The sequence below is a fragment of the Pseudomonas sp. ANT_H4 genome (assembly GCF_008369295.1).
In the GTDB taxonomy this organism is placed as follows: Bacteria; Pseudomonadota; Gammaproteobacteria; order Pseudomonadales; family Pseudomonadaceae; genus Aquipseudomonas.
Map to the genome: position 1 here is coordinate 1 of NZ_VOBG01000038.1, position 22,286 is coordinate 22,286.

The window sequence follows — 22,286 nt, forward strand, 5'->3', positions numbered from 1 at the left end:
GCGAAATTCTAGAAACCGGCAATGATTCGTTCCGCTTCAAACAGCGCAAGAAACAGATGAAAATCGCGTAGCCAACTGGAAAGTTTTGGACGCTGTTACCTGGAAACTATTGGACGCTGATTGACAGCTAGAGAAAGCCAACGCCGAAAAGGCTTGAGCCAGATGCAGAAAGCCCGGCACTTGGCCGGGCTTTGGAGTAACTCTCAATTCAAACGGTGTTAAGACGCTCAACCATGTCGGGGAAGCGCTGAACCAGCTTAATCAGCAGTGCCGCCTGAGCATTGGGCTTGGACTTCGATTGTTCCCAGTTTTTCAGCGTGTCAGGGCTGGCCCTGATCTGCCTGGCGAACACTGGCTGCGACATGTGAAGCTTTTCACGGATGGAAATGATCTCAGCAGCTGTCACCTCTGGAGGTGCAAGAGCCTCCACTTCGTATTGGCGAAGAGTAATCTTCCCCTTCCGATGCTCGCCCATCTCGCTTACACCTTGCATCAGCTCAGCAAACAGATCGCGCTTTTTCATTTCCCACCTCGTTTTTTCAGCTCTGCATCAATAGCAGCTTTCAGTGCCTTCTCCTGATCAGCGGTCAGGTTCGCCATTTCATCCTTGTCACAGATCGAAAACATCCAAAACTGTTCGTCATTAAGCAACCAGTAGTAAATGACACGAAGCCCGCCACGCTTTCCCTTCCCACGACGAATGTCCTGCCAACGGAGCTTTCTGAAGCCGCCCGTACGTGGCATTACATCGCCCGCCTCAGGATTCGCCTGCATTTCCGTCTGAAGCTGCCGATACTCATCGTCAGTCAGGTAATCACCTACGGTGGCGGTGAAGCTTGAGGTTTCAAAGAAGACTGTTTTCACTGGGCATAAGTATACGCAATTTGCTTACATTTAAAGGCGTAACAACGAGGGCCATCTGCCAGCCCACCGTTACGCCATCAAGATTTACCAGAGCTCCAATCAAAAGCCCGGCTCTAGGCCGGGCTCTTTTCACTCCTACGCCAATAAGTCAGCGTCCCTCTCCCGCCACAACGCTTCCAGCTTCGTCAGGCCTTTCCCGGTAATCAGCGTCGAGCATGTCGGGATCGTGCCGTCGATTGGATGTTCGAAGGTACCGAGCTTCACATCCAGCAGGCCGACCTCGATCTTCGCCTGGTACGGCTCGTTCGACCGGGTGACCCAGCCCTTCTGTCGCATGAACTGCAGCAGCCTGGTATAGAACTGCTTGAGTCCCACGATGAAGCTCAAGAGCTAGCGGCCCAATATACTGATGAAGATGACTTCGAAGCCCCGGAGATAGGTAGAGTCGAAGGGGTCGACTTACTTGCCCTGCTTGGGGTGGTGGACATCGTGGAAGCGCGGGGTGAACAACTGGCTTTGACACACTCCGGATCTTCTTATCTGGAAAAAGACATTGCCTCTCGAGATGAACTGATCGCCCTCCTCCCGTCATCCTGAAACGAAAAGGTCCGGCGCCAGATCTAGCACTATCAGTGCATTGACTGGACCTGAACATGGAGCTGAGATTCTGCCCCCTTGCCTGCATGGAAATAAAAGACCAAAATAAAGACCTATATAGGAGTCTTATCCATGCAAAATATTCTGGCTGATGTGGCCGTCAGCGTATCCGAGCTCAAAAAGAACCCGTCGGCGGTCCTGAGCGGCGCCAATGGCTCGGCCGTGGCCGTACTGAACCACAACCGCGTCATGGGCTACATGGTCCCAGCTGATATCTACGAGGCGATGGTTGAGCGCCTGGACGACTTGGAGCTGGGACAAGTAGCCAAGGCCCGACTCGACGCCAAGGAAGCACCTATCCGCGTATCGCTCGACGACCTCATTGGCGAGGCCGAGGCCGATATCGCTAATGGCCACTGAGTTCAGCGTTGAGTGGGACCCAAAAGCGCTGAAGGAGCTTCGAAAGCTCGACGGCGCCATCCGCCTCCAGTTCCTGCGAAAGCTACAGGAGCGACAGAGCGGTCCACGCGTGCCAGGCGATGCCCTTCACGGCCTGAAGGACTGCTACAAGATCAAATTGCGCGGGGCTGGGTATCGGCTGGTGTACCGCGTAGAGGACGAGCGAATCGTGATCCTGGTGCTGGCCATCGGTAAGCGCGAGCGCAGCTCGGTGTATGAGCAGGCAGGGAAGCGGTAGAGCAGACAAAGAAAAGCCCGCGATGGGGAAGGCGGGCTTAAAGGGTCTTCACAAGGAGCTGGGATAGCCGAAAGGGGAGGTATCGATCGTCTATGATTTCACGAGACAGGCCTGTGAGAGAGGTAACGCAATGATTCAATGCAAGCGCGCCTACAGCCCCGCAGACGCCAACGATGGTTATCGGGTGCTGGTTGATCGTCTGTGGCCGCGCAACTGTCGTAAGGAGCAGTTGCCGCTGGATGAATGGCTGCGCGATGTCGCGCCCTCAAACGAACTGCGGCGAGCGTTCAAACACGCCGAATTTGGCTTCGAGACCTTTCGTACCCGCTATCAGCAAGAGCTGACTGCCCGGCCAGAACATTGGTGGAAACTGCTTGATAGGGCCCGAACCGGTACGCTCACACTGATTTACTCGGCCAAAGACGAGCAACATAACAATGCCCAGGTCCTGGCGCAGTGGCTGGAAGACGAACTTGATCGGGGCGGAAGCCCAAGCTCCCCGGTGTGTTATGCAGGGGATCTTAATTAGGCTCGCTCATAGGTAGGCTCTCCGCGAGAGCGAAGTGGTGTGCTATTCACGCCTGAGACCGGCACTATTACTAATGTGCACTTGGCCTTGGATGGCAGAGAGCCACTTTACGCTACGTCGGAACGAAGTCGCCACCACTGAGGAGGTTGATCATGACAGGTGCCAGACTGGAATGAGGAGCGTGTAACAAGGATCTTAACGTCGCGGAGTGACCAATAAGCACAAGACACGTCACCTGTTGCAGCATGCGCTACCTGCACCATGCGATCGACGGCGATCATTCCGGGCGTACCTGCCAATTTCAAATGGGGCGTCACACCGGAAACCACCCAGTGCCATACTGGATGAGTCAGGATGCCCGTTCACACTCGCTCGTATACCGCGTGCAAGCGGGGGCAAATATGGGGGCAGCCCCAATCGTTTTCAGCCTAAAATCGTTGATCTAGAGCCCTGTTCAGATGTTCTTTGGAGAAAACGAGCTTGACTGTATTTACAGGCATCGGATTCACCAAGCTTTCCGGCGCCGCAATCACGTAAGCATGGCATCCATAACTTTATCAATCAGGTTAATGCGCGTGATCGGCCCCGAGCTTCCATCACCAAGAAGTTCATAGTCCCCATCGACACGAACCTCCGTCGCGGGAAGCATGTGATATCCGATGACTCTACCGGAGTCTGAGCGACGTCCGGATCACCTCACCAGCAACAGAGAGCTCCGCGCTACCTATAGTCATAGCCCGAAGCTTGCCTCGCGGAATGTCCAGATCGGTAACCCACTGACGAACGTCTTCGCATCTTTAGATTCTTGCATTGGTAGGGGGCGACTAGAAGACACGAAACTTGAACGCCTCTCAGATGGTATAGCTACCGAGATCCAAGATATCCGTGGGAGTAAATGTGGGAGTAATTTTCCAAACATGAAAAAGCCGAACTTATAAGAGTTCGGCTAAGTCATTGAAAAATATGGTCGGGACGGAGTGATTCGAACACTCGACCCCTAGCACCCCATGCTAGTGCGCTACCGGACTGCGCTACGCCCCGACTAGGCGTGAAACTGGGTTCGCTTCGCAACGAAGCGGTCAGGAATATACCGCAAGCTTTTGAAATGTGGAAGTATTTTAAAAGCCGGAGTTATTTCTTCAAAACCACCAGCACATCTTCGAGTTCGGAGATCATCTGGCGGATCATTTGCTTGTATTGGGTGGTGTCGTCTTTGGCTTCATCACCGGACATACGCTGGCGCGCGCCGTTGATGGTGAACCCCTGGTCGTAAAGCAACGCGCGGATCTGTCGGATCATCAGCACATCCTGGCGCTGATAATACCGACGGTTCCCGGTGCGTTTGACGGGGTTGAGTTGAGGAAACTCCTGCTCCCAATAGCGCAGCACGTGGGGTTTAACCGCACAGAGCTCGCTGACTTCACCAATGGTGAAGTAGCGTTTGCCTGGGATGACGGGTAGTTCGTCGTTATGACTTGGTTCCAGCATAAGCCTCAACTCGGGCCTTCAACTTCTGCCCTGGACGAAAGGTGACCACACGGCGAGCCGTGATCGGGATTTCTTCTCCCGTTTTTGGATTGCGGCCAGGCCGCTGGCGTTTGTCCCGCAGGTCAAAATTGCCGAAACCGGACAATTTGACCTGTTCGTTGTCTTCTAGAGCGTGCCTGATTTCTTCAAAAAACAGCTCGACCAATTCCTTGGCCTCGCGCTTGTTCAGGCCCAGTTCTTCATACAGACGTTCCGCCATCTCAGCTTTCGTCAAAGCCCCCATACGTCACTTCCTTAACGTGGCGTTCAACCTTTGTTCGAGCGAGGTGAGGATATTTTGCGTCGTGGTATTCACCTCATCGTCATTAAGAGTGCGCGATGGATGCTGCCAGGTCAAGCCAACTGCAAGGCTTTTTCTATGCGGATCAATGCCTTTACCCTGATAAACGTCAAATAACCTGAGGTCTGTCAGCCATTCCCCTGCATTTTCACGGATTACCTCCAGAACGGCGCTGGCGGACACCTCACGATCGGCTACCAAGGCCAGGTCACGGCGCACTTCAGGGAAACGCGACAACTCGCCGAATTTAGGCATCTTGCCCGACGCTACTTCGGCCAGTACCATCTCGAAAACGAAGACCGGACGGTCAAGACCGAGGGTTTTCGACAATTCGGGGTGGATGGCGCCAACGAAGCCTACCAGACGACCTTCACGCTCGATGCGCGCGGTCTGGCCCGGGTGCAACGCCGGGTGACTGCCAGGGACAAAAGTGAACGCGCCCAGCGCACCGGCAAAGCCCAACACCGCTTCCACGTCAGCCTTGACGTCGAAGAAGTCCACCGCATCGCGACCCTGTGCCCAGCCTTCCGGCAGACGGCTGCCGCAGACTACGCCAGCCAGCATCGGCTCTTGCTTCAAACCTTCCAGCTGACCGACGAAACGCAGGCCGCTTTCGAACATCCGTACACGATCCTGCTGACGGTTCAGGTTGTAGGACAGTGCCTTTACCAGACCTGGCCACAAGGACAAACGCATGGCAGCCATGTCGTTGGAGATCGGGTTAGCCAGCAGCAGCGGCTCAACACCCGGATTGAACAGTTCGAACTGTTTCGGGTCGATGAAGCTGTACGTCACTGCTTCCTGATAACCACGGGCCACCAGCAGGCGACGCAGCTCGGGCAGATGGGCACGGGCTTCGGGCTTGGCTTGTGGGGCCAAGCGCGCTTGCGGGTAACGAACCGGTAGACGGTTGTAGCCGTACAGGCGGGCCAGTTCTTCGATCAGGTCGACTTCGAGGCTGATATCGAAGCGATGGCTTGGCACTTCTACGCGCCACTGCCCTGCTCCGTCAGCAGAAATACCCAAGCCCAAGGCCGACAGCAGACGCACGATTTCAGCGTCTTCAATAACCAAACCCAGCATTTGTTCAACACGCTGCGCACGCAAGGTGATCGGCGCAACCGATGGCAGATGCTGCTCGCTGACGGTTTCGGTGATCGGGCCAGCTTCGCCACCGGTGATTTCCAGCAGCAGGCCAGTGGCGCGCTCCATGGCTTCACGGGCCAGTTGCCAGTCCACGCCACGCTCGTAGCGGTGCGAAGCATCGGTGTGCAGACCATAGGAGCGGGCCTGGCCGGCAACGGCGATCTGGTCGAAGAACGCGCTCTCTAGAAATACGTCACGAGTGGTCGCAGAAACGCCACTGTGCTCGCCACCCATCACGCCGGCAATAGCCAGGGCGCGGGAGTGGTCAGCGATCACCAGGGTGTCGCTACGCAGGGTGACGTCCTGGCCGTCGAGCAATACCAGTTTCTCGCCTTCCTCGGCCATGCGTACGCGGATGCCGCCATTGATTTCGGCGAGATCGAATGCGTGCAGCGGTTGGCCCAGCTCCAACATCACGTAGTTGGTGATGTCGACAGCCGCGTCGATGCTGCGTACGTCGGCACGGCGCAGACGCTCAACCATCCACAGCGGTGTTGGCTTGGACAGATCGACATTGCGGATGACGCGCCCCAAATAACGTGGGCAAGCAGCAGGCACCAGCACTTCGACTGGACGGACTTCGTCATGCACTGCAGGTACTACTGCAACGACCGGACGGGTAACAGCAGCGGCATACAGAGCACCGACTTCGCGGGCCAGACCAGCCAAGGACAAGCAGTCGCCACGGTTCGGGGTCAGGTCGACATCGATGCTGGCATCTTCCAGTTCCAGGTAGGCGCGGATGTCCTGGCCCACGGGTGCGTCGGCCGGCAGCTCCATCAAGCCGTCGTTGCCTTCACCAACCTGAAGCTCGGCCTGGGAGCACAGCATGCCGTTGGACTCAACGCCCCGCAGCTTGGCTTTCTTGATTTTGAAGTCGCCCGGCAGTTCGGCACCGATCATGGCGAACGGGATCTTCAGGCCCGGACGCACGTTCGGCGCTCCGCACACGACCTGGAAGGTTTGCGTGCCATTACTGACCTGGCACACACGCAACTTGTCAGCATCAGGGTGTTGCTCGGTGCTCAGCACCTCGCCCACTACCACGCCACTGAAAACACCGGCGGCCGGCGTAACGCTATCGACCTCAAGACCGGCCATCGACAGACGGGCAACCAGCTCGTCGCGATCTACCTGCGGGCTTACCCAGCCGCGCAGCCATTGTTCACTGAATTTCATCCTGCTCTCCTAAAGGTTCGTTACGACTAGCGAAATTGCGCGAGGAACCGCAAGTCGTTGTCGAAGAACAGACGCAAGTCGTTCACGCCGTAACGCAGCATGGCCAGACGCTCAACGCCCATGCCGAAGGCAAAGCCCGAGAACTCTTCCGGGTCGATCCCGGACATGCGCAGCACGTTGGGGTGAACCATGCCGCAGCCCATGACTTCCAGCCAGCCGGTCTGCTTGCAGACACGGCAGCCTTTACCGCTGCACATCACGCATTCCATGTCGACTTCAGCGGATGGCTCGGTGAACGGGAAGTACGAAGGTCGGAAACGCACCGCCAGTTCTTTTTCGAAGAACACCCGCAGGAACTCTTCGATGGTGCCTTTCAGGTCGGCGAAATTGATGTCGCGATCGACCAGCAGGCCTTCGACTTGGTGGAACATCGGCGAGTGGGTGATATCGGAGTCGCTACGGTACACACGGCCTGGACAGACGATGCGGATCGGCGGCTGCTGCGATTCCATGGTGCGGACCTGTACCGGCGAGGTATGGGTGCGCAACAGCATGTTCGCATTGAAATAGAAGGTGTCATGCATCGAACGGGCCGGGTGATGGCCTGGGATGTTGAGCGCCTCGAAGTTGTGATAATCGTCTTCGACCTCAGGGCCTTCGGCGATGCCGTAGCCGATGTGGGTGAAAAACTGCTCAATACGTTCCAGAGTCCGGGTAATCGGATGCAGGCCGCCTGAGGTCTGGCCACGGCCCGGCAGGGTCACGTCAATGGACTCGGCGGCGAGCTTGGCCGCTAGATCGGCCCCCTCAAACAACGCCTTGCGCGCATTAAGAACCTCTGTGACACGCTCCTTGGCAACGTTGATCTGCGCACCGACTTGCGGGCGCTCTTCTGCCGGCAAATTCCCCAGGGTCTTCATCACCTGAGTCAATTCACCCTTTTTGCCAAGGTACTGAACCCGGATTTGCTCCAGGGCATTGATATCTTCAGCGCTTTGCACAGCCTCTAGTGCTTGAGAGACCAGCGCATCCAGGTTTTCCATGTACAGACTCCAGATACAAAATAGGGGAAGAGCTTGAAGGCTCTTCCCCTATTTAAGACGTTTAACACCTTGGGCCACGGAAGCGACCCAAGGTGACTGTCGGGGGTACTTAAGCCAAGGTGGCTTTAGCTTTCTCGACAATCGCAGCAAACGCCGCTTTTTCGTTCACTGCCAGATCAGCCAGAACCTTACGGTCGATCTCGATGGACGCTTTCTTCAGGCCAGCAATGAAACGGCTGTAGGACAGACCGTTAACACGAGCACCAGCGTTGATACGAGCGATCCACAGAGCGCGGAACTGACGTTTCTTCTGACGACGGTCACGGTAGGCGTATTGGCCAGCCTTGATTACCGCTTGCTTGGCGACACGGAATACGCGTGAACGCGCACCATAGTAGCCTTTAGCAAGTTTCAGAATTTTTTTGTGACGCTTACGGGCAACGACGCCACGCTTTACACGAGCCATGAGTTACTTCCTCTATTCTTAACCAAAAATTAGCAAAGGCGCAGCATGCGCTTGACTTTTGCGACGTCAGACGGATGCAGCAAGCTGCTACCGCGCAGTTGACGCTTACGCTTGGTCGACATTTTGGTCAGGATATGGCTCTTGAAAGCGTGTTTGTGCTTGATACCGTTAGCAGTTTTCAGAAACCGCTTAGCAGCACCACTTTTAGTTTTCATCTTTGGCATGTTCGGATACTCCGCATTCAGTTGATAAATATAATCAGAAGGCCTGCCGTGCCCTATTGATTACTTCTTCTTTTTCGGGGCGATGACCATAATAAGCTGGCGTCCTTCCATCTTAGGATGCTGTTCGACCGAACCGTACTCAAGCAAGTCACCTTCAACTCGCTTGAGGAGTTCCATCCCCAGCTCCTGGTGGGCCATCTCACGGCCGCGGAATCGCAAGGATACCTTGGCCCTGTCCCCATCACTCAGGAAACGTACCAGGTTGCGCAGTTTTACCTGGTAATCCCCTTCCTCCGTCCCTGGACGAAACTTGATTTCTTTAACCTGAATCTGCTTCTGGTTTTTCTTGGCTGCGGCAACCTGCTTCTTCTTCTCGAAGATCGATTTACCGTAGTCCATCAGCTTGCAAACAGGGGGTACTGCATCGGCGGAAATTTCCACCAAATCCAGTTTGGCTTCTTCAGCCTTAAGAAGCGCGTCTTCAATTGACACAATCCCAAGCTGCTCACCCTCAGCCCCAATTAACCGAACCTCGCGTGCCGAGATATTCTCGTTGATCGGGGCTTTCGGTGCAGCTCGTTTATCTTGTCTCATTTCACGCTTAATAATAATTACTCCGAATCTGGGCGACCACGCCGGGAAACCGCTTGCGCGAGAAACTCAGCGAACTGGGCGACGGGCATCGAGCCCAGGTCAGCACCTTCACGAGTACGCACAGCGACAGTCTGCATCTCGACTTCCCGATCTCCAATAACCAAGAGATAAGGAACCTTGAGCAAAGTATGCTCGCGGATTTTAAAGCCGATCTTTTCATTTCTCAAGTCAGACTTGGCACGAAATCCGCTTTCATTGAGAGTTTTTTCAACTTCAGCAGCAAATTCTGCCTGTTTATCAGTGATATTCATGATCACTGCCTGGGTCGGAGCCAGCCACGCAGGGAACGCACCCTCGTAGTGCTCGATCAGGATTCCAACGAAACGTTCGAAGGACCCAAGGATCGCCCGGTGCAACATGACCGGGTGCTTGCGACTGTTGTCTTCGGAGACGTATTCGGCTCCCAGACGGATAGGCAGGTTAAAATCGAGCTGCAAAGTACCACATTGCCAGACACGACCAAGACAATCTTTCAGTGAGAACTCGATTTTCGGGCCGTAGAAGGCACCCTCGCCCGGCTGCAGATCGTACGCAAGGCCCGCGCTATCAAGGGCTGCGGCCAGTGCAGCTTCGGCGCGATCCCACAGTTCGTCGGAACCGACGCGTTTTTCCGGACGAGTGGACAGCTTCATTTCGACTTCGGTAAAGCCGAAGTCGCGGTAGACGTCCATGGTCAGCTTGATAAACGCAGCGGATTCGGCCTGCATCTGCTCTTCGGTGCAGAAGATGTGGGCGTCGTCCTGAGTAAACGCACGCACGCGCATGATGCCGTGCAACGCACCCGACGGCTCATTGCGGTGGCAGGCACCGAACTCGGCCAGACGCATCGGCAATTCGCGGTAGCTCTTCAGGCCCTGGTTGAACACCTGTACGTGGCACGGGCAGTTCATCGGCTTGATGGCGTAGTCACGGTTTTCCGACTGGGTCGTGAACATGTTGTCAGCGTAGTTGGCCCAGTGCCCGGATTTTTCCCACAGGCTGCGGTCAACGACCTGAGGCGTCTTGATCTCCAGGTAACCGTTGTCGCGCTGAATCTTGCGCATGTACTGCTCAAGCACCTGGTACAAGGTCCAGCCGTTCGGGTGCCAGAACACCATGCCTGGCGACTCTTCCTGGACGTGGAACAAGCCCAGGCGCTTGCCGATCTTGCGATGGTCGCGTTTCTCGGCTTCTTCTATGCGCTGGATGTAGGCAGCCAGCTGCTTCTTGTCAGCCCAGGCAGTACCGTAGATCCGCTGCAGTTGCTCGTTCTTCGCATCGCCGCGCCAGTAGGCACCGGAGAGCTTGGTCAGCTTGAAGGACTTGAGGAAGCGCGTGTTCGGCACGTGCGGACCACGGCACATGTCGACGTATTCTTCGTGGTAATACAGGCCCATGGCCTGTTCGTCCGGCATGTCCTCGACTAGACGCAGCTTGTAGTCTTCGCCGCGAGCGGTGAACACGTCGATCACTTCGGCGCGCGGAGTGACTTTCTTGATGACGTCGTAATCTTTCTCGATCAGCGCGTGCATACGCTGCTCGATAGCCGCCAGGTCGTCCGGAGTGAAAGGACGCTCGTAGGCGATGTCGTAATAGAAGCCTTCGTCGATGACCGGGCCGATCACCATTTTCGCCGTTGGGTACAGCTGCTTGACCGCATGGCCAATCAGGTGCGCGCAAGAGTGGCGAATGATCTCCAGCCCCTCTTGATCCTTGGGAGTGATGATTTGCAGGCTGACATCGCCGGTGATCAGGTCACTGGCGTCAACCAGCTTGCCGTCGACCTTGCCGGCCACGGTGGCCTTGGCCAGGCCCGCACCAATGGATGCGGCGACCTCGGCTACGGAAACCGAATGATCGAATGAACGTTGACTGCCGTCGGGAAGAGTAATAGTTGGCATGGCGCCTCCTCTCCTAGTGGTGACCCCTACCAAAGGTCACGTGGGTTGGGATGAGCCAGTACAAGATCCAACTCCAGCCATTCAATGACGAACGCCTGCCTTACAGCGGCAGGAGCCTTGCGGCCAACCGGAAAATCGAATCAGAGTGACTGGAGTTAAACAAAAGGAACATGGCAAGGCGGCAAATGGCACGCCCGAAAATAGCCAAGCTGAAGATGCTAGCACAGATGAACGGTCGCCGCGGCAGCCCTTGGCCGCTGAAAGGCAAATTCCGGGCTTTTGGACGCCAGAGTGAACTTGGGCTGTACGGAAGGCCTCAAAGACACTGAGAATCGTCACCCGTTCTACGACCTCCAGGGAGCATCCCACTATGCGTCTTAAACAGTTTTTCGCCTTTGCCATTCCTTTTGCCCTGTTGCTGCCACTGGGCGCACAAGCTGCCGCACCCAGCAACTGGCCCGCAGGTCAACGAGACAACTTCATCAAAGACTGTTCGGCAGGAGCCAGGCAGAACATCAAAGCAAAAAACGAAAAAGAAAGGGACACCATTGCAAAACAGCACTGTGAGTGCGGTGCAGACAAAATCAATGCCGAACTCAGCTCCGATGAGATCAATCAACTCATGACCAATCGGGATGCAAAAGTTGAGCTTCAGAACAAAGCGATCGCTGCAATTTCCTCGTGCAAGGTGGTTCAGAAGTAATACAGACACTGAAACAGAGCCGCTTTTAGACCAAAAAACACCCTTAAAGCTGCCTTTTCTCACAATTTACACAGCTTTTACGGCTTTTTTTAACAACTGACATTTCGCGCAAAAGCCCCGTAAACCGGGGCTTTCAGCCGCCAAGATCACCAAATGCAACGTTATTGATTTGCAAACAATGCCTTGGGGGGGCTCCCAAGCCGAACATTTCGACTATGATAGCTCGGTGTGCCCAGTTGGCCTGAGCAGCACAGCACTACTGAAAATATATGTTTCTTGGAGATACACCATGTCTAATCGCCAATCCGGCACCGTTAAATGGTTCAACGATGAAAAAGGCTTCGGCTTCATCACTCCTCAAGGTGGCGGTGACGACCTGTTCGTACACTTCAAAGCTATCGAAAGCGACGGTTTCAAAAGCCTGAAAGAAGGCCAAGCCGTTTCCTTCGTGGCTGCGAAAGGCCAAAAAGGTATGCAAGCTGAGCAAGTTCGCGCAGAGTAATTTCTGAGCAGAACTAAAAAAACCCCGTCCATGTGACGGGGTTTTTTATGGGCGCTGCAAAAGCCTGGATCGCTCAGCCACAATTGACGCGATTGATCACCAGGTTGTCATCCGTGTTGAGATTCAAGCGGTCGGAGCGGTACTCCAGGGTAACCATGTCGTTAGGCTTGAGAATCCGCGCGTTCTGCGCACCGGCACGAGTACGGGCCTGCTCCAGCAATTCGGGCGAGGCTTTCTTGCCGATCGCGAACTCGGCAGCCTTCGACTCACAGCGGCTATGACCGGCGTTGGTCACGGCTGTGTCTTTGGCCGGCTCAGAGATACCAGGGGTGCTGCAGCCGGCCAACAGGGCTGCTGCCAACAAGGTACCGAATGATGCGAGCTTCCAAGGCATGAAGCCTCCTTTGATAAAAAATAGACAGAGATCGTGCGACAGCTATTTGGTTGATTGGTTTCAAGAGGTGAGCGCTGCGCAACCTCCAGACTGTCGTCACGGGCAAGTCTGCCTGACTCGCCGCCTGTGATCGCCGAATCAATCGTCACCAGATATGAACGAGCACTCAGTAGATATCGATGTAATCAAACGGTGGAGTTGGCCAGTTCTGTTTCAGCGCGTTGAAAATCTGCGTTACCCAGACTGCGTCGCTGGCCGCCACATTGCCGACATAGCCGGAACCGGCCGCCCAAGTCTCCAGACGAAACAGCAAGCCGTCGATATCGACACCGCCCACCACCCCTGAAGAGATGTAGGCAATACCGGCCCTGGTGACCCGCAATTGGGTGTGCACGTCGTCGCTGGCGGACGCCAACAGCTGGCGAACAGCTTCCAGCGTGAGGTTCTCGGAGTTGTTCAAATCGATCTGCACGCGGTTTGCCCTGGCAATTAAACAGGTCGCCAGTGTCGCACAGCCCTCCCCTCATGCCTAAGTAGCAGTGCCAAACGTCGCGCAAAATGGTTAACTCGCCAGGCTAGAGAACGCACTGCCCAGCCTTTCAAACTCGTGAGACACCCATGACCACCGTAACCATCCATGCCGACATCAAAGCCAAGTGGCCTCAAGGGCAAAGCTCATACAGCCCCGGCAGCCCTGAGGAGCTGGCAATCATCGGCATAGACCTGCTTGTCAAGGAACTGGGAGCCCAGGCCGCGCAAGCGTTCATCGGCCAGATATTCGAGAAATATCCGACCGATCACATGGGGGCACAAGACCCCGAACGCGAATAAGACCCGGCCGGCGAACACCGACCGGCAAGCAGTTTACTTCAGACGCGCAAGACGTGCGGTCAGCAGGTCGAAGAAGCCTTGGGCGTCGCCGTTTTCAACCCAGAACACATTCTTTTCCTGCTTGAGGCCGTCGTACCAATCGACGATGGTCTGGCCGAAGGTCGGGCCTTCGCGGCTATCCACCACCATATTGGCTTGGCGCCCGGTGAACAGTTCAGGCTTGAGCAGGTAAGCAATCACGGTGGCGTCATGCACTGGGCCGCCGGGAATGCCGTAGTGTTCCATATCGCCCTTGACGTACTCGTTGAGGATATCGCCGACAACCTTGCTGGCGTTGTTCTTCAAGTCAGCGATTTTCTTCAGGCGCGCTTCGCTGGTGAGAACCTTATGGGTCACGTCCAACGGCAGGTAAGTCAGCTTGACGCCACTTTTGAGCACGATTTCAGCCGCGATAGGATCTGCGAACAGGTTGAATTCGGCCACCGGCGTAATGTTGCCGCCATTGAAGTGTGCGCCACCCATCACGACCACTTCCTTGATGCCCTGAGTGATCTCGGGTGCCTGGGTCAGCGCCAGAGCCAGGTTAGTCTGTGGGCCGAGCATGGCGATGGTGATGCTATGGGGCTTGGCAGTACTCAGTGTTTTGATCAGGTAGTCAACGGCATTACCCTCGGCCAGGCCTTTTTTCGGCTCATGCACGGTGACACCGGAGATGCCTTCCTTACCGTGGATGTTCTCGGCGTAGATCGGCGTGCGCAGCAGCGGTGCCGGTGCGCCAGCGTAGACCGGAATGTCCTCGCGCCCTGCCCACTCACGAGCCAGTCGCGCGTTACGCGAGGTCTTGTCCAGGCGCACGTTGCCGGCCACGGTAGTCAGCGCGCGGATGTTCAGTTCTTCAGGGGAGGCCATGGCAAACAGCAACGCGACCACATCGTCGGCCCCCGGATCAGTGTCGATGATCAGGTCAATTTTTTCCGCCGCCTGGGCGCTTGCAGCAGTTAGCACGGACAAAAGCAGCACACTCCGGAACAGATGTCGCAGGGTTTGGGTACTACGTTGCATGACACACTCCTTGTCGTTGGGAAATGCTAGAAGGTCACACCGGAGACCAGCGCGATGTTGCAGTAGGGCTGGCACTCGCCAGTACGCACTACCGCCCGGGCCTTGCGGCTCAGGACCTTGAATTCTTCATGACTCAACAGACGACGTGCGCCTAGGTCGGTCAGCGTGTTGAGTTCGGCCAGCGCAGGAGGTTGCTTGAGCAGGATTTCTTCGGCCAGCACATGGCTCTCGACCTGCATTTCGCTGAGGACGATGCGCAAGGTGCTGATGAAATCGGGAATACCCTTGGTCAGCGCCAGATCAATCAACTCAACGCCTGGTGGCACCGGCAGACCGGCATCACCGATCACCACTATGTCGCCATGCCCCAGGGAAGCGATCAGCCGCGACAAGGCAATATTGAGCAAGGGAGTCTTTTTCATGAGGGAACAAAACCTTGAACGTCGTGCAACGTGGGAATGGAGGGTTGCGCGCCGGCACGGGTGACCGACAAGGCTGCCGCGACCTGACCAAAGCGGATGGCTTGGGCTTCGCTTTGGCCGCTGGCCAATGCCGCGGCAAAACCGCCGACAAAGGTGTCGCCCGCCGCCGTGGTGTCGACCGCCTTGACCTTGGGTGCCAGCAGATGCTCAAAGCCCTGGCCATCGGCGAACAGTGCGCCCTGTGAACCGAGGGTAATAATCACCTTCCCGGCGCCAGCCTTGATCAGACACGTGGCGGCGACCTTGGCACTTTCCAGCGAGTCGACCAGCACGCCACTCAAGGCCGAGGCTTCGCTTTCGTTGGGAATCAGGTAGTCGATGGAGGCGTACCAGTGCGCGGGCAACGGACCACTGACCGGGGCAGGATTGAGGATCACCGTTTTGCCCAGTTCGCGCCCGCGCTTGAGAGCATGACCCACGGTGTCCATCGGCACTTCGAGCTGGCAGACAATGACGTCGGCAGCCTGCAGCACGTCGTCCACCGACTGCAACGACGCCGGTGTCAGTTCGCCATTGCTGCCGGCGACAATGACAATCGCATTCTGGCTACTGTCATCGACCACAATCAGAGCGACACCACTGGAGCCCACCACTTCTTTGACCGCCTGGCAATCGATGCCTTCGGCCAGCAACGCGTCGCGCAATTGGGCACCATAGGCATCGGTACCTACACAGCCAATCATCGCAACGTCGGCCCCCAGGCGTGCCGAGGCAACGGCCTGATTGGCGCCCTTGCCGCCCGCAACCGTGGAGAACGATTGGCCGATCAGGGTTTCACCGGCATGGGGCAGCCGACTGGCGCGAGTGACCAGGTCCATGTTCAGGCTGCCTACTACCACTACTTTTGCTGGCATACATCAATACTCTTAAATTCGACTCAGCGATGCTGTCGACTCACGCAAAACAATGCTCGGCGTCACGATTCGTTGATCGATCGGCAGTTGTGGTGTCGCAATCCGTCGCAGTAAAAGCTCCGCCGCCATCTCCCCCAGTTGCAGGATCGACTGGCCGACCGTGGTCAGCGCCGGGTAGACGTAACGGCTCATTTGAATGTCATCGAAACCGATGACCGACAACTCGCCGGGCACGCGAATATTGCGCTCGGCGGCCGCCCGCAATACGCCGAAACCAATCATGTCGTTTCCGGCAAAAATCGCACTAGGGGGATTGACCGTCAGCAACTGTACGGCCGCCGCGTAGCCGCCGGTGCTGGTGAAGTCACTTTCCAGCATGCGGCTCGCCGGCACTTCAACATCAGCTTCGCGCAGGGCTCGGCAATATCCGGCCAGACGCATTTGCGCCACACGGGTATGAGCGGGGCCGCCAATGCAGGCGATGTCTCGGTGGCCCAACTCCAGTAGATGCCGAGTCGCCAGGTAAGCGCCGTGCTCGTGGTCGATACGCACCAGATCGACATCAATGCCATCCAGCCCACGGTCGACAATCACCATAGGGATGCGCACCGCTTTCAAGCCTGAGGTCAGGCCGCTGTCATCGCCGCCAACAGAGGTGACGATCAAGCCGTCGATGCGCTTTTCCAGCAACACCCTTAAATAGCTGCGCTGCTTCTCGGCGTTATCGTCGGAGTTGCAGAGGATCACGCAGTAGCCATTACGCTCGCAGCAATCCTCGATGCCCCTGGCCAGCTCCGCGAAATACGGGTTGAGGCTGTTGGGCACCAGCAGACCGATGGTGGCGGTGGTATTGGCCTTAAGCGACCGCGCGACAGCGCTGGGAACGTAGTCCAGCTGCTTGATCGCCGCCTCGACCTTGATCCGCACAGGCTCGCTGACCGGGCGCGTCTTGTTCACCACATGAGACACGGTGGTGTAGGAAATACCCGCGAGCGCCGCCACATCCTTGATCGTGGCCATGACTCAGCCTCGCCGGCTGGCGCGCTGACTGCGGTAGGTGTCGAGCACCACCGCGATCACGATCACCGCACCGGTAATGATGCGCTTGGTCGGCTCAGTGGCGCCGATCTGTGCCAGGCCTGCCGCCAATACGGAAATGATCAGCACGCCGAAGAACGTACTGATGACCGAGCCGCGGCCGCCCATCAGGCTGGTGCCGCCGATCACGACTGCGGCGATCACCTGCAGCTCCAGGCCGGAACCGGCGTTCGGGTCCGCCGCTTCCAGCCGCGAGATCTGGAACAGTGCGGCAACGCCAGCCAGCAGCCCCATAAGGCTGAACACCAGAATCTTGTAGGGTTTTGGATTGATCCCCGCCAGCCTGACGGCTTCTTCGTTGGTGCCAATGCCAATCAGGTAGCGACCGAACACGGTGCGGGTCAGCACGGCCTGGGCAACGATGATCACCAGCAAGGCAATGATGAACGACGGCGAAATGCCGAAAGCGATCGGGTTCGACAGCCAGGCAAAGGAATCACCGATATAAGCGGTGCGCGAGCCGGTCATCTGGTACGCCACACCGCGAGCCATTTCCAGCACGCCGAGGGAAACGATGAACGAGGGAATCCGCCAGGCCACGGTGATGGAACCGGTGACGGTCCCGGCCAGTGCAGCACAGCCCATGCCCAGCAACGCGGCCGGCACAACGTTCCAACCCCAACTGAGGATTGCCACGCTGACCGCCGATGCCGCCAGAGCCAGTACCGAGCCCACCGACAGGTCGATGCCGCCGATGATCAGGATGAAGGTCATGCCCACCGCCAACACCATCAAGTCGGGAATCTGATTAGCGATAGTGCTGAAGGTGTCATAGGACCAAAAGTGACTGCTCAGGGACGAGAACAGCGCAATCATCGCCAGCAAGGCACCGGCCAGGCCCAGATAGGTGCCCAAGCCATAGAAGTTGCCACCAGGTTTTGCAGGAGAAGTTGTTTTCATAGGGTATTCCTGGGCGCCGCTTCGTTGAGCAACGCATCACGTTTCTGATAACCGGCAAAGGCGGCGGCGAGCAATTCGTCCTGGGTCCAGCTGTCGCGCTCGAAGGTCTCGATCAAGCGGCCGGCGGACAGCACACCAATCCGGTCACAGATCAGCATCAACTCACGCAGATCACTGGAGACCACCACCAACGCTTTGCCCTGGCGGGTCAATTCGCCGAGCAAGGCATAAATATCGAACTTGGCACCGACATCGATGCCCCGGGTCGGCTCATCGAACAGCAGCACCGAGCAATCACGCTCAAGCCAGCGGCCAATCACCACCTTCTGCTGATTGCCACCCGACAGCTCGGACACCAGTTGCGCCGGGCTGGAACTGCGGATACGCATGGCAGCAATCTGACGTTCGGCCAAGGCGGTCTCATCACGACCATTGACCAGGCCAGCACTGGAGATTTCCGGCATGTTGCCCAAGGCAATATTGGCGCTGATGGATTGAGTCAGCAGCAGGCCTTCGCCCTTGCGGTCCTCGGTGATCAGCGCGATTCCATGACCGACTGCGTCCGCAGGCGAGCGGATGCTCACCATCTGGGCTGGCGACCCCAGCGCGACGGTACCGCTGTCGGCCAGGTCGGCGCCGAAGATCAGCCGCAACAACTCGGTGCGACCGGCGCCGATCAGGCCCGAGATGCCATAGATTTCGCCGGCGCGTACTTCAAAGGACACGTCGCGGACCTTGTCCGAGCGGGTCAGGCTTTTCACGGTCAAGGCCGGCGCGCCGATGGTGCGCGCCCCCAAGTCAATGTGTTCGCCCAGTTCGCGACCCACCATCAGCGTGACCAGTTGCTCGCTGTTGTAATTGGCCATCGGCTCGACGCAGACCAGGTTGCCGTCACGCAGTACCGCAATGCGTTGGGCGACACGGGCCAGCTCTTCCAGCCGGTGGGAAATGTAGATGATCGCCACGCCCCGGGCCTGCAGACGGGTGATTTGTTCGAACAGCATCTCGACTTCACGGGCCGTCAGCATGGCCGTGGGCTCGTCGAGGATCAGCACATGACAGTCGCCGATCAGGTTGCGGGCGATTTCGACCATCTGTTGGTGGCCGATGCCCAGGCTGCCGACCAGGGTGTCAGGGTCGATGGCATCCAGCCCCACTTGAGCCATGGCCTCGATAGCCGACTTGCGCAGTTGCTTGCGGCTGATCCAGCCACCGTGGCTGGGCAGGTTGTCCAGGAACAGGTTCTCGGCCACCGTCAGGGTGGGCAGCAGGTTGAGTTCCTGCATGACCATGCGTACGCCCAACGCTTCGGCCTGGGCACGACTGCCCGGACGATAATCCTGACCGTTGAATTGCATCTGTCCGGTGGTCGGCGTGACCAGCCCGCCGATGATTTTCGACAAGGTACTTTTGCCCGCACCATTTTCACCGGTCAGCGCCAACACTTCCCCACGATTGAGCGTCAGGGTGATGTCAGACAGAACCGGTTGGGCATAAGTCTTGCCGATACCGCTGACCGAGAGGACAGCGTCCGGTGCGCAAGATGACATAGGAAGGTCTCCAGGCGTCCGCACAAAACGAGCGGACGCTGTTTTGTGCAGCCAGGAATTACTTCTTGAGGATGAGTTCGACCGGCGTTTCGATCATGCCGTCTACGGCATCGACTTTTTCGCCCTTGACCAGTTTCAGAGCGCTTTCGATACCGAAAACCGCTTGCTTTGCAGCCGCCTGGTCGGCGGTTGCAAGGACACGACCGTCTTGAAGCATGGGTTTGATGGCATCGATGTTGTCGTAGCCAACCACTTGGACCTTGCCAGCCTTGCCCGCGGCACGAACGGCAGAAACAGCACCTACCGCCATGTTGTCGTTACCCGCCAGCAATGCCTTGAGATCCGGGTACTCGCTTAACATTGCAGCGGCAACCTTGTTGCCTTTGTCGATTTCCCACTCACCGGACTGCAGGGTCACCACATCGATCTTGGCGGCCGCCATTGCATCCTTGAAACCAGCGGTACGCTGCTGGGCGTTGGTGGTGGTCGATACACCTTCAATGATGCCGACTTTATCGCCAGCACTCAGCTGCTTGGCCAGGTATTCACCGACCAGGCGGGCCCCCTTGCGGTTGTCAGGGCCTACGAAGGGAATATCGAGAGATTTGCTTTTCAACACGCCAGGATCAAGACGGTTGTCGATGTTGACGATCTTGATACCGGCATCGGAGGCCTTCTTCAGGACCGATACCAGCGCCTTGGAGTCAGCAGGCGCAATGACCAGTGCGTCAACCTTGGCCAGAATCATCTGATTGACGATATCAATCTGGGCGGAGGTATCGGTTTCGTTCTTGATACCGTTGGTGATCATGTCAAAGTCGGCGGAGTGAGCTTTCTGGTACTCCTTGGCGCCGTCTTGCATGGTGACGAAGAATTCGTTGGCTAGGGATTTCATCACCAGGCCGACCTTGGGTTTGGCGGCGGTTTCATCGGCAAATGCGTGGGAGAGGGGCAAAGCGGCAGATGCGGCAGCAAGCACAGCGACAGCAAGAAGACGTCCAGAGAATGGCAGCTTCATGGGTTCACTCCGTTCTTATGATTATTGTGAGTAACGCTTGCACCGAATAGTGCTTCGCCAGCCAGCCCACCCGGGCGGCTTATACGAGCTTTCACGTCACCCAGAAAGTGACCCATGAAACGTCTCGCAAACGTTTGCGTTAGTCAAACTATGCGAATTATGTCGAGTTTTGTCAACGAAAGAAAAGTCCTTTTTCTACACGCGCTCTGCGTTCCGCCCTACAGACTATTGTCATTACCCTTTAAACATCTCTGACAGCCGATCGTTCTCTAAAACGACAGATGGGGTGAACATGTCACTGATGACCAAAGGGATTTTTCCATCATGCTTTCGGACAACCGAACATTAGAAGGTGCCTATGTTCGGAAACTCGGACAACAATTGAAAAAAGCATCTGTCAGCTAAAATAAATATTGTTTTAAATCAATAAGTTAAATTAATTACCAGAACAAAATACTGCTGGTACAAATCCTGCTCTCACTCAACACCTCGTCGCGGCGTTCATCGCAGCCCGTGGTGTTTCTAGATGAATTGGCACAAGCACTCATCAAAACTAGAGAGAAAAATAATGAAACCTGCACTCAAGCACTTTGTCCCGGGCGCTTTAGCCCTACTGCTGCTCTTCCCTGTTGCCGCCCAGGCAAAAGAAGTTGAAAGCAAGACCAAACTCTCCAACGTGGTGATCCTTGCCACCGGCGGCACCATTGCCGGCGCTGGCGCCAGCGCGGCCAACAGTGCGACCTACCAGGCCGCCAAAGTAGGCATCGAGCAATTGATCGCCGGTGTTCCTGAGCTCAGCCAGATCGCCAATGTGCGCGGCGAGCAAGTGATGCAAATTGCTTCCGAAAGCATCACCAACGAAAACCTGCTGCAACTGGGTCGTCGCGTCGCTGAACTGGCCGACAGCAAAGACGTGGACGGCATCGTGATCACCCACGGTACCGACACACTGGAAGAAACCGCTTACTTCCTCAACCTGGTGGAAAAAACCGACAAGCCAATCGTCGTGGTCGGCTCGATGCGTCCGGGTACTGCTATGTCGGCTGACGGCATGCTCAACCTGTACAACGCCGTCGCAGTAGCCAGCAGCAAAGATGCTCGCGGCAAAGGCGTCCTGGTGACCATGAACGACGAGATCCAGTCGGGTCGCGACGTCAGCAAAATGATCAACATCAAGACCGAAGCGTTCAAAAGTGCCTGGGGCCCTCTGGGTATGGTCGTTGAAGGCAAGTCCTACTGGTTCCGCCTGCCTGCCAAGCGTCATACCATGGATTCGGAATTCGACATCAAGACCATCAAAAGCCTGCCAGACGTCGAAATCGCCTACTCCTACGGCAACGTGAGCGACACCGCCTACAAGGCCCTGGCTCAGGCTGGCGCCAAAGCCATCATCCACGCCGGCACTGGCAACGGTTCGGTGTCTTCCAAGGTCGTGCCAACCCTGCAGGCCCTGCGCAAGGATGGCGTGCAGATCATTCGCTCTTCCCACGTCAATGCCGGCGGTTTCGTTCTGCGTAACGCCGAACAGCCTGACGACAAGTATGACTGGGTTGTTGCCCATGATCTGAACCCGCAGAAAGCCCGCATCCTGGCCATGGTCGCCCTGACCAAGACCCAGGACAGCAAGGAACTGCAACGTATATTCTGGGAATATTGATCCCTCCCCGGCCCGGCCTTTAACGGCCAGGCCATCCCCCACTCGCGGCGCTTCGCGGGTGGGTCAACGCCCCCCCCGCTTCACCTCTTCGTAAAAAACCTTAAAAAACAAAGTCATCTTGCACAAAA

Annotated in this window: 27 protein-coding genes and 1 tRNA gene; 7 read left to right on the forward strand and 21 right to left on the reverse strand. The window is 56.7% G+C overall.

What is annotated here, in order from left to right; all coding sequences use genetic code 11:
- Window positions 1–208: 208 nt before the first annotated feature.
- The 3 genes from FQ182_RS27560 to FQ182_RS27570 form a co-directional block, all read right to left on the reverse strand.
- Complete coding sequence (locus FQ182_RS27560) at window positions 209–523, reverse strand: DNA-binding transcriptional regulator (protein ID WP_149414756.1); 315 nt, start codon at window positions 521–523, stop codon at window positions 209–211.
- Entirely contained in the window at window positions 520–864 is a 345-nt protein-coding gene (locus FQ182_RS27565; RefSeq protein WP_149414757.1) for a toxin, read from the reverse strand. Before FQ182_RS27565 ends, FQ182_RS27560 begins: the two co-directional genes overlap by 4 nt.
- 135 nt (window positions 865–999) lie before the next feature.
- Window positions 1,000–1,239, reverse strand: coding sequence for a phage antirepressor KilAC domain-containing protein (locus tag FQ182_RS27570; protein ID WP_256666364.1), 240 nt, complete (start codon window positions 1,237–1,239; stop codon window positions 1,000–1,002).
- Window positions 1,240–1,593: 354 nt separating this feature from the next.
- Here FQ182_RS27570 and FQ182_RS27575 point away from each other — a divergent pair, with 354 nt between their 5' ends.
- The 3 genes from FQ182_RS27575 (at window position 1,594) to FQ182_RS27585 (ending at window position 2,687) form a co-directional block, all read left to right on the forward strand.
- Window positions 1,594–1,881: a type II toxin-antitoxin system Phd/YefM family antitoxin gene (locus FQ182_RS27575; RefSeq protein WP_149414758.1), complete on the forward strand. Its 288-nt coding sequence runs from the start codon at window positions 1,594–1,596 to the stop codon at window positions 1,879–1,881.
- Window positions 1,871–2,158 carry a type II toxin-antitoxin system RelE/ParE family toxin gene (locus FQ182_RS27580; RefSeq protein WP_149414759.1) on the forward strand — a complete coding sequence of 96 codons (288 nt, stop codon included), beginning with the start codon at window positions 1,871–1,873 and terminating at the stop codon, window positions 2,156–2,158. Before FQ182_RS27575 ends, FQ182_RS27580 begins: the two co-directional genes overlap by 11 nt.
- A gap of 130 nt (window positions 2,159–2,288) precedes the next feature.
- Entirely contained in the window at window positions 2,289–2,687 is a 399-nt protein-coding gene (locus FQ182_RS27585) for a DUF488 domain-containing protein (protein WP_149414760.1), read from the forward strand.
- Window positions 2,688–3,651: 964 nt separating this feature from the next.
- On the opposite strand, the gene FQ182_RS27590 is transcribed toward FQ182_RS27585, so the two are convergent.
- The 9 genes from FQ182_RS27590 to thrS all read right to left on the reverse strand — a co-directional run bounded on the left by FQ182_RS27590 (window position 3,652) and on the right by thrS (window position 11,107).
- A tRNA-Pro gene (locus FQ182_RS27590) sits at window positions 3,652–3,728 on the reverse strand.
- Between the two features lie 90 nt (window positions 3,729–3,818).
- Window positions 3,819–4,175, reverse strand: a complete 357-nt coding sequence (locus tag FQ182_RS27595; protein ID WP_149414761.1) for a MerR family transcriptional regulator — start codon at window positions 4,173–4,175, stop codon at window positions 3,819–3,821.
- Window positions 4,156–4,458 carry an integration host factor subunit alpha gene (gene ihfA, locus FQ182_RS27600; RefSeq protein WP_002553164.1) on the reverse strand — a complete coding sequence of 101 codons (303 nt, stop codon included), beginning with the start codon at window positions 4,456–4,458 and terminating at the stop codon, window positions 4,156–4,158. Before ihfA ends, FQ182_RS27595 begins: the two co-directional genes overlap by 20 nt.
- Before the next feature lie 3 nt (window positions 4,459–4,461).
- Complete coding sequence (pheT, locus tag FQ182_RS27605; RefSeq protein ID WP_149414762.1) at window positions 4,462–6,840, reverse strand: phenylalanine--tRNA ligase subunit beta; 2,379 nt, start codon at window positions 6,838–6,840, stop codon at window positions 4,462–4,464.
- Between the two features lie 26 nt (window positions 6,841–6,866).
- The gene (gene pheS / locus FQ182_RS27610) at window positions 6,867–7,883 is read right to left on the reverse strand and encodes a phenylalanine--tRNA ligase subunit alpha (RefSeq protein ID WP_133102918.1); all 1,017 of its coding nucleotides are present in this window, start codon (window positions 7,881–7,883) and stop codon (window positions 6,867–6,869) included.
- 109 nt (window positions 7,884–7,992) lie between these two features.
- Window positions 7,993–8,349, reverse strand: a complete 357-nt coding sequence (gene rplT, locus FQ182_RS27615) for a 50S ribosomal protein L20 (RefSeq protein ID WP_133102919.1) — start codon at window positions 8,347–8,349, stop codon at window positions 7,993–7,995.
- 29 nt (window positions 8,350–8,378) lie between these two features.
- A complete protein-coding gene (gene rpmI / locus FQ182_RS27620) occupies window positions 8,379–8,573 on the reverse strand; it encodes a 50S ribosomal protein L35 (protein WP_003442181.1) in 195 nt (64 codons plus the stop codon).
- Between the two features lie 60 nt (window positions 8,574–8,633).
- A complete protein-coding gene (infC, locus tag FQ182_RS27625) occupies window positions 8,634–9,185 on the reverse strand; it encodes a translation initiation factor IF-3 (RefSeq protein WP_172668659.1) in 552 nt (183 codons plus the stop codon).
- On the reverse strand, window positions 9,185–11,107 hold the full coding sequence (gene thrS, locus FQ182_RS27630) for a threonine--tRNA ligase (protein ID WP_149414763.1): 1,923 nt from the start codon (window positions 11,105–11,107) through the stop codon (window positions 9,185–9,187). The genes infC and thrS overlap by 1 nt, the downstream gene beginning before the upstream one ends.
- A gap of 370 nt (window positions 11,108–11,477) precedes the next feature.
- Here thrS and FQ182_RS27635 point away from each other — a divergent pair, with 370 nt between their 5' ends.
- Together FQ182_RS27635 and FQ182_RS27640 are read left to right on the forward strand one after the other, a co-directional pair.
- Entirely contained in the window at window positions 11,478–11,810 is a 333-nt protein-coding gene (locus FQ182_RS27635) for a hypothetical protein (protein WP_149414764.1), read from the forward strand.
- A 289-nt stretch (window positions 11,811–12,099) separates the two neighbouring features.
- Entirely contained in the window at window positions 12,100–12,312 is a 213-nt protein-coding gene (locus FQ182_RS27640) for a cold-shock protein (RefSeq protein ID WP_133102922.1), read from the forward strand.
- A gap of 73 nt (window positions 12,313–12,385) precedes the next feature.
- On the opposite strand, the gene FQ182_RS27645 is transcribed toward FQ182_RS27640, so the two are convergent.
- Both FQ182_RS27645 and FQ182_RS27650 read right to left on the reverse strand, forming a co-directional pair.
- Window positions 12,386–12,706 (reverse strand): I78 family peptidase inhibitor, encoded by a 321-nt coding sequence (locus tag FQ182_RS27645; RefSeq protein WP_149414765.1) that lies wholly within the window; start codon window positions 12,704–12,706, stop codon window positions 12,386–12,388.
- 166 nt (window positions 12,707–12,872) lie between these two features.
- Window positions 12,873–13,178 carry a hypothetical protein gene (locus FQ182_RS27650; protein ID WP_149414766.1) on the reverse strand — a complete coding sequence of 102 codons (306 nt, stop codon included), beginning with the start codon at window positions 13,176–13,178 and terminating at the stop codon, window positions 12,873–12,875.
- Between the two features lie 146 nt (window positions 13,179–13,324).
- On the opposite strand from FQ182_RS27650, the gene FQ182_RS27655 reads away from it, so the two are divergent.
- Window positions 13,325–13,537 carry a hypothetical protein gene (locus FQ182_RS27655; protein WP_149414767.1) on the forward strand — a complete coding sequence of 71 codons (213 nt, stop codon included), beginning with the start codon at window positions 13,325–13,327 and terminating at the stop codon, window positions 13,535–13,537.
- Window positions 13,538–13,570: 33 nt separating this feature from the next.
- On the opposite strand, the gene FQ182_RS27660 is transcribed toward FQ182_RS27655, so the two are convergent.
- The 7 genes from FQ182_RS27660 to FQ182_RS27690 are packed head-to-tail and all read right to left on the reverse strand — an operon-like array spanning window position 13,571 to window position 20,501.
- Window positions 13,571–14,599: a nucleoside hydrolase gene (locus tag FQ182_RS27660; RefSeq protein WP_149414768.1), complete on the reverse strand. Its 1,029-nt coding sequence runs from the start codon at window positions 14,597–14,599 to the stop codon at window positions 13,571–13,573.
- Between the two features lie 26 nt (window positions 14,600–14,625).
- Window positions 14,626–15,021 carry a D-ribose pyranase gene (rbsD, locus tag FQ182_RS27665; protein WP_149414769.1) on the reverse strand — a complete coding sequence of 132 codons (396 nt, stop codon included), beginning with the start codon at window positions 15,019–15,021 and terminating at the stop codon, window positions 14,626–14,628.
- Complete coding sequence (gene rbsK, locus FQ182_RS27670; protein ID WP_149414770.1) at window positions 15,018–15,935, reverse strand: ribokinase; 918 nt, start codon at window positions 15,933–15,935, stop codon at window positions 15,018–15,020. Before rbsK ends, rbsD begins: the two co-directional genes overlap by 4 nt.
- A gap of 12 nt (window positions 15,936–15,947) precedes the next feature.
- A complete protein-coding gene (locus FQ182_RS27675; protein ID WP_149414771.1) occupies window positions 15,948–16,955 on the reverse strand; it encodes a LacI family DNA-binding transcriptional regulator in 1,008 nt (335 codons plus the stop codon).
- A 3-nt stretch (window positions 16,956–16,958) separates the two neighbouring features.
- Window positions 16,959–17,933: an ABC transporter permease gene (locus FQ182_RS27680; RefSeq protein WP_149414772.1), complete on the reverse strand. Its 975-nt coding sequence runs from the start codon at window positions 17,931–17,933 to the stop codon at window positions 16,959–16,961.
- Window positions 17,930–19,483 (reverse strand): sugar ABC transporter ATP-binding protein, encoded by a 1,554-nt coding sequence (locus tag FQ182_RS27685; RefSeq protein ID WP_149414773.1) that lies wholly within the window; start codon window positions 19,481–19,483, stop codon window positions 17,930–17,932. Before FQ182_RS27685 ends, FQ182_RS27680 begins: the two co-directional genes overlap by 4 nt.
- A 58-nt stretch (window positions 19,484–19,541) precedes the next feature.
- Complete coding sequence (locus FQ182_RS27690; RefSeq protein WP_149414774.1) at window positions 19,542–20,501, reverse strand: sugar ABC transporter substrate-binding protein; 960 nt, start codon at window positions 20,499–20,501, stop codon at window positions 19,542–19,544.
- Between the two features lie 568 nt (window positions 20,502–21,069).
- Here FQ182_RS27690 and FQ182_RS27695 point away from each other — a divergent pair.
- Complete coding sequence (locus FQ182_RS27695; RefSeq protein WP_149414775.1) at window positions 21,070–22,158, forward strand: asparaginase; 1,089 nt, start codon at window positions 21,070–21,072, stop codon at window positions 22,156–22,158.
- Window positions 22,159–22,286: the final 128 nt, after the last annotated feature.

Bases quoted from the DNA above. Each gene is read 5' to 3' on its own strand.
- FQ182_RS27585 (WP_149414760.1), top strand. From the start codon at position 2,289: ATGATTCAATGCAAGCGCGCCTACAGCCCCGCAGACGCCAACGATGGT.
- thrS (WP_149414763.1), bottom strand. From the start codon at position 11,107: ATGCCAACTATTACTCTTCCCGACGGCAGTCAACGTTCATTCGATCAT.
- rplT (WP_133102919.1), bottom strand. From the start codon at position 8,349: ATGGCTCGTGTAAAGCGTGGCGTCGTTGCCCGTAAGCGTCACAAAAAA.
- FQ182_RS27645 (WP_149414765.1), bottom strand. From the start codon at position 12,706: ATGCCTTGGAAGCTCGCATCATTCGGTACCTTGTTGGCAGCAGCCCTG.
- FQ182_RS27595 (WP_149414761.1), bottom strand. From the start codon at position 4,175: ATGCTGGAACCAAGTCATAACGACGAACTACCCGTCATCCCAGGCAAA.
- FQ182_RS27675 (WP_149414771.1), bottom strand. From the start codon at position 16,955: ATGGCCACGATCAAGGATGTGGCGGCGCTCGCGGGTATTTCCTACACC.
- FQ182_RS27660 (WP_149414768.1), bottom strand. From the start codon at position 14,599: ATGCAACGTAGTACCCAAACCCTGCGACATCTGTTCCGGAGTGTGCTG.
- ihfA (WP_002553164.1), bottom strand. From the start codon at position 4,458: ATGGGGGCTTTGACGAAAGCTGAGATGGCGGAACGTCTGTATGAAGAA.
- pheT (WP_149414762.1), bottom strand. From the start codon at position 6,840: ATGAAATTCAGTGAACAATGGCTGCGCGGCTGGGTAAGCCCGCAGGTA.
- pheS (WP_133102918.1), bottom strand. From the start codon at position 7,883: ATGGAAAACCTGGATGCGCTGGTCTCTCAAGCACTAGAGGCTGTGCAA.
- FQ182_RS27640 (WP_133102922.1), top strand. From the start codon at position 12,100: ATGTCTAATCGCCAATCCGGCACCGTTAAATGGTTCAACGATGAAAAA.
- FQ182_RS27575 (WP_149414758.1), top strand. From the start codon at position 1,594: ATGCAAAATATTCTGGCTGATGTGGCCGTCAGCGTATCCGAGCTCAAA.
- FQ182_RS27685 (WP_149414773.1), bottom strand. From the start codon at position 19,483: ATGTCATCTTGCGCACCGGACGCTGTCCTCTCGGTCAGCGGTATCGGC.
- FQ182_RS27695 (WP_149414775.1), top strand. From the start codon at position 21,070: ATGAAACCTGCACTCAAGCACTTTGTCCCGGGCGCTTTAGCCCTACTG.
- FQ182_RS27635 (WP_149414764.1), top strand. From the start codon at position 11,478: ATGCGTCTTAAACAGTTTTTCGCCTTTGCCATTCCTTTTGCCCTGTTG.
- rbsK (WP_149414770.1), bottom strand. From the start codon at position 15,935: ATGCCAGCAAAAGTAGTGGTAGTAGGCAGCCTGAACATGGACCTGGTC.
- rpmI (WP_003442181.1), bottom strand. From the start codon at position 8,573: ATGCCAAAGATGAAAACTAAAAGTGGTGCTGCTAAGCGGTTTCTGAAA.
- FQ182_RS27690 (WP_149414774.1), bottom strand. From the start codon at position 20,501: ATGAAGCTGCCATTCTCTGGACGTCTTCTTGCTGTCGCTGTGCTTGCT.
- FQ182_RS27580 (WP_149414759.1), top strand. From the start codon at position 1,871: ATGGCCACTGAGTTCAGCGTTGAGTGGGACCCAAAAGCGCTGAAGGAG.
- FQ182_RS27680 (WP_149414772.1), bottom strand. From the start codon at position 17,933: ATGAAAACAACTTCTCCTGCAAAACCTGGTGGCAACTTCTATGGCTTG.
- FQ182_RS27655 (WP_149414767.1), top strand. From the start codon at position 13,325: ATGACCACCGTAACCATCCATGCCGACATCAAAGCCAAGTGGCCTCAA.
- FQ182_RS27560 (WP_149414756.1), bottom strand. From the start codon at position 523: ATGAAAAAGCGCGATCTGTTTGCTGAGCTGATGCAAGGTGTAAGCGAG.
- rbsD (WP_149414769.1), bottom strand. From the start codon at position 15,021: ATGAAAAAGACTCCCTTGCTCAATATTGCCTTGTCGCGGCTGATCGCT.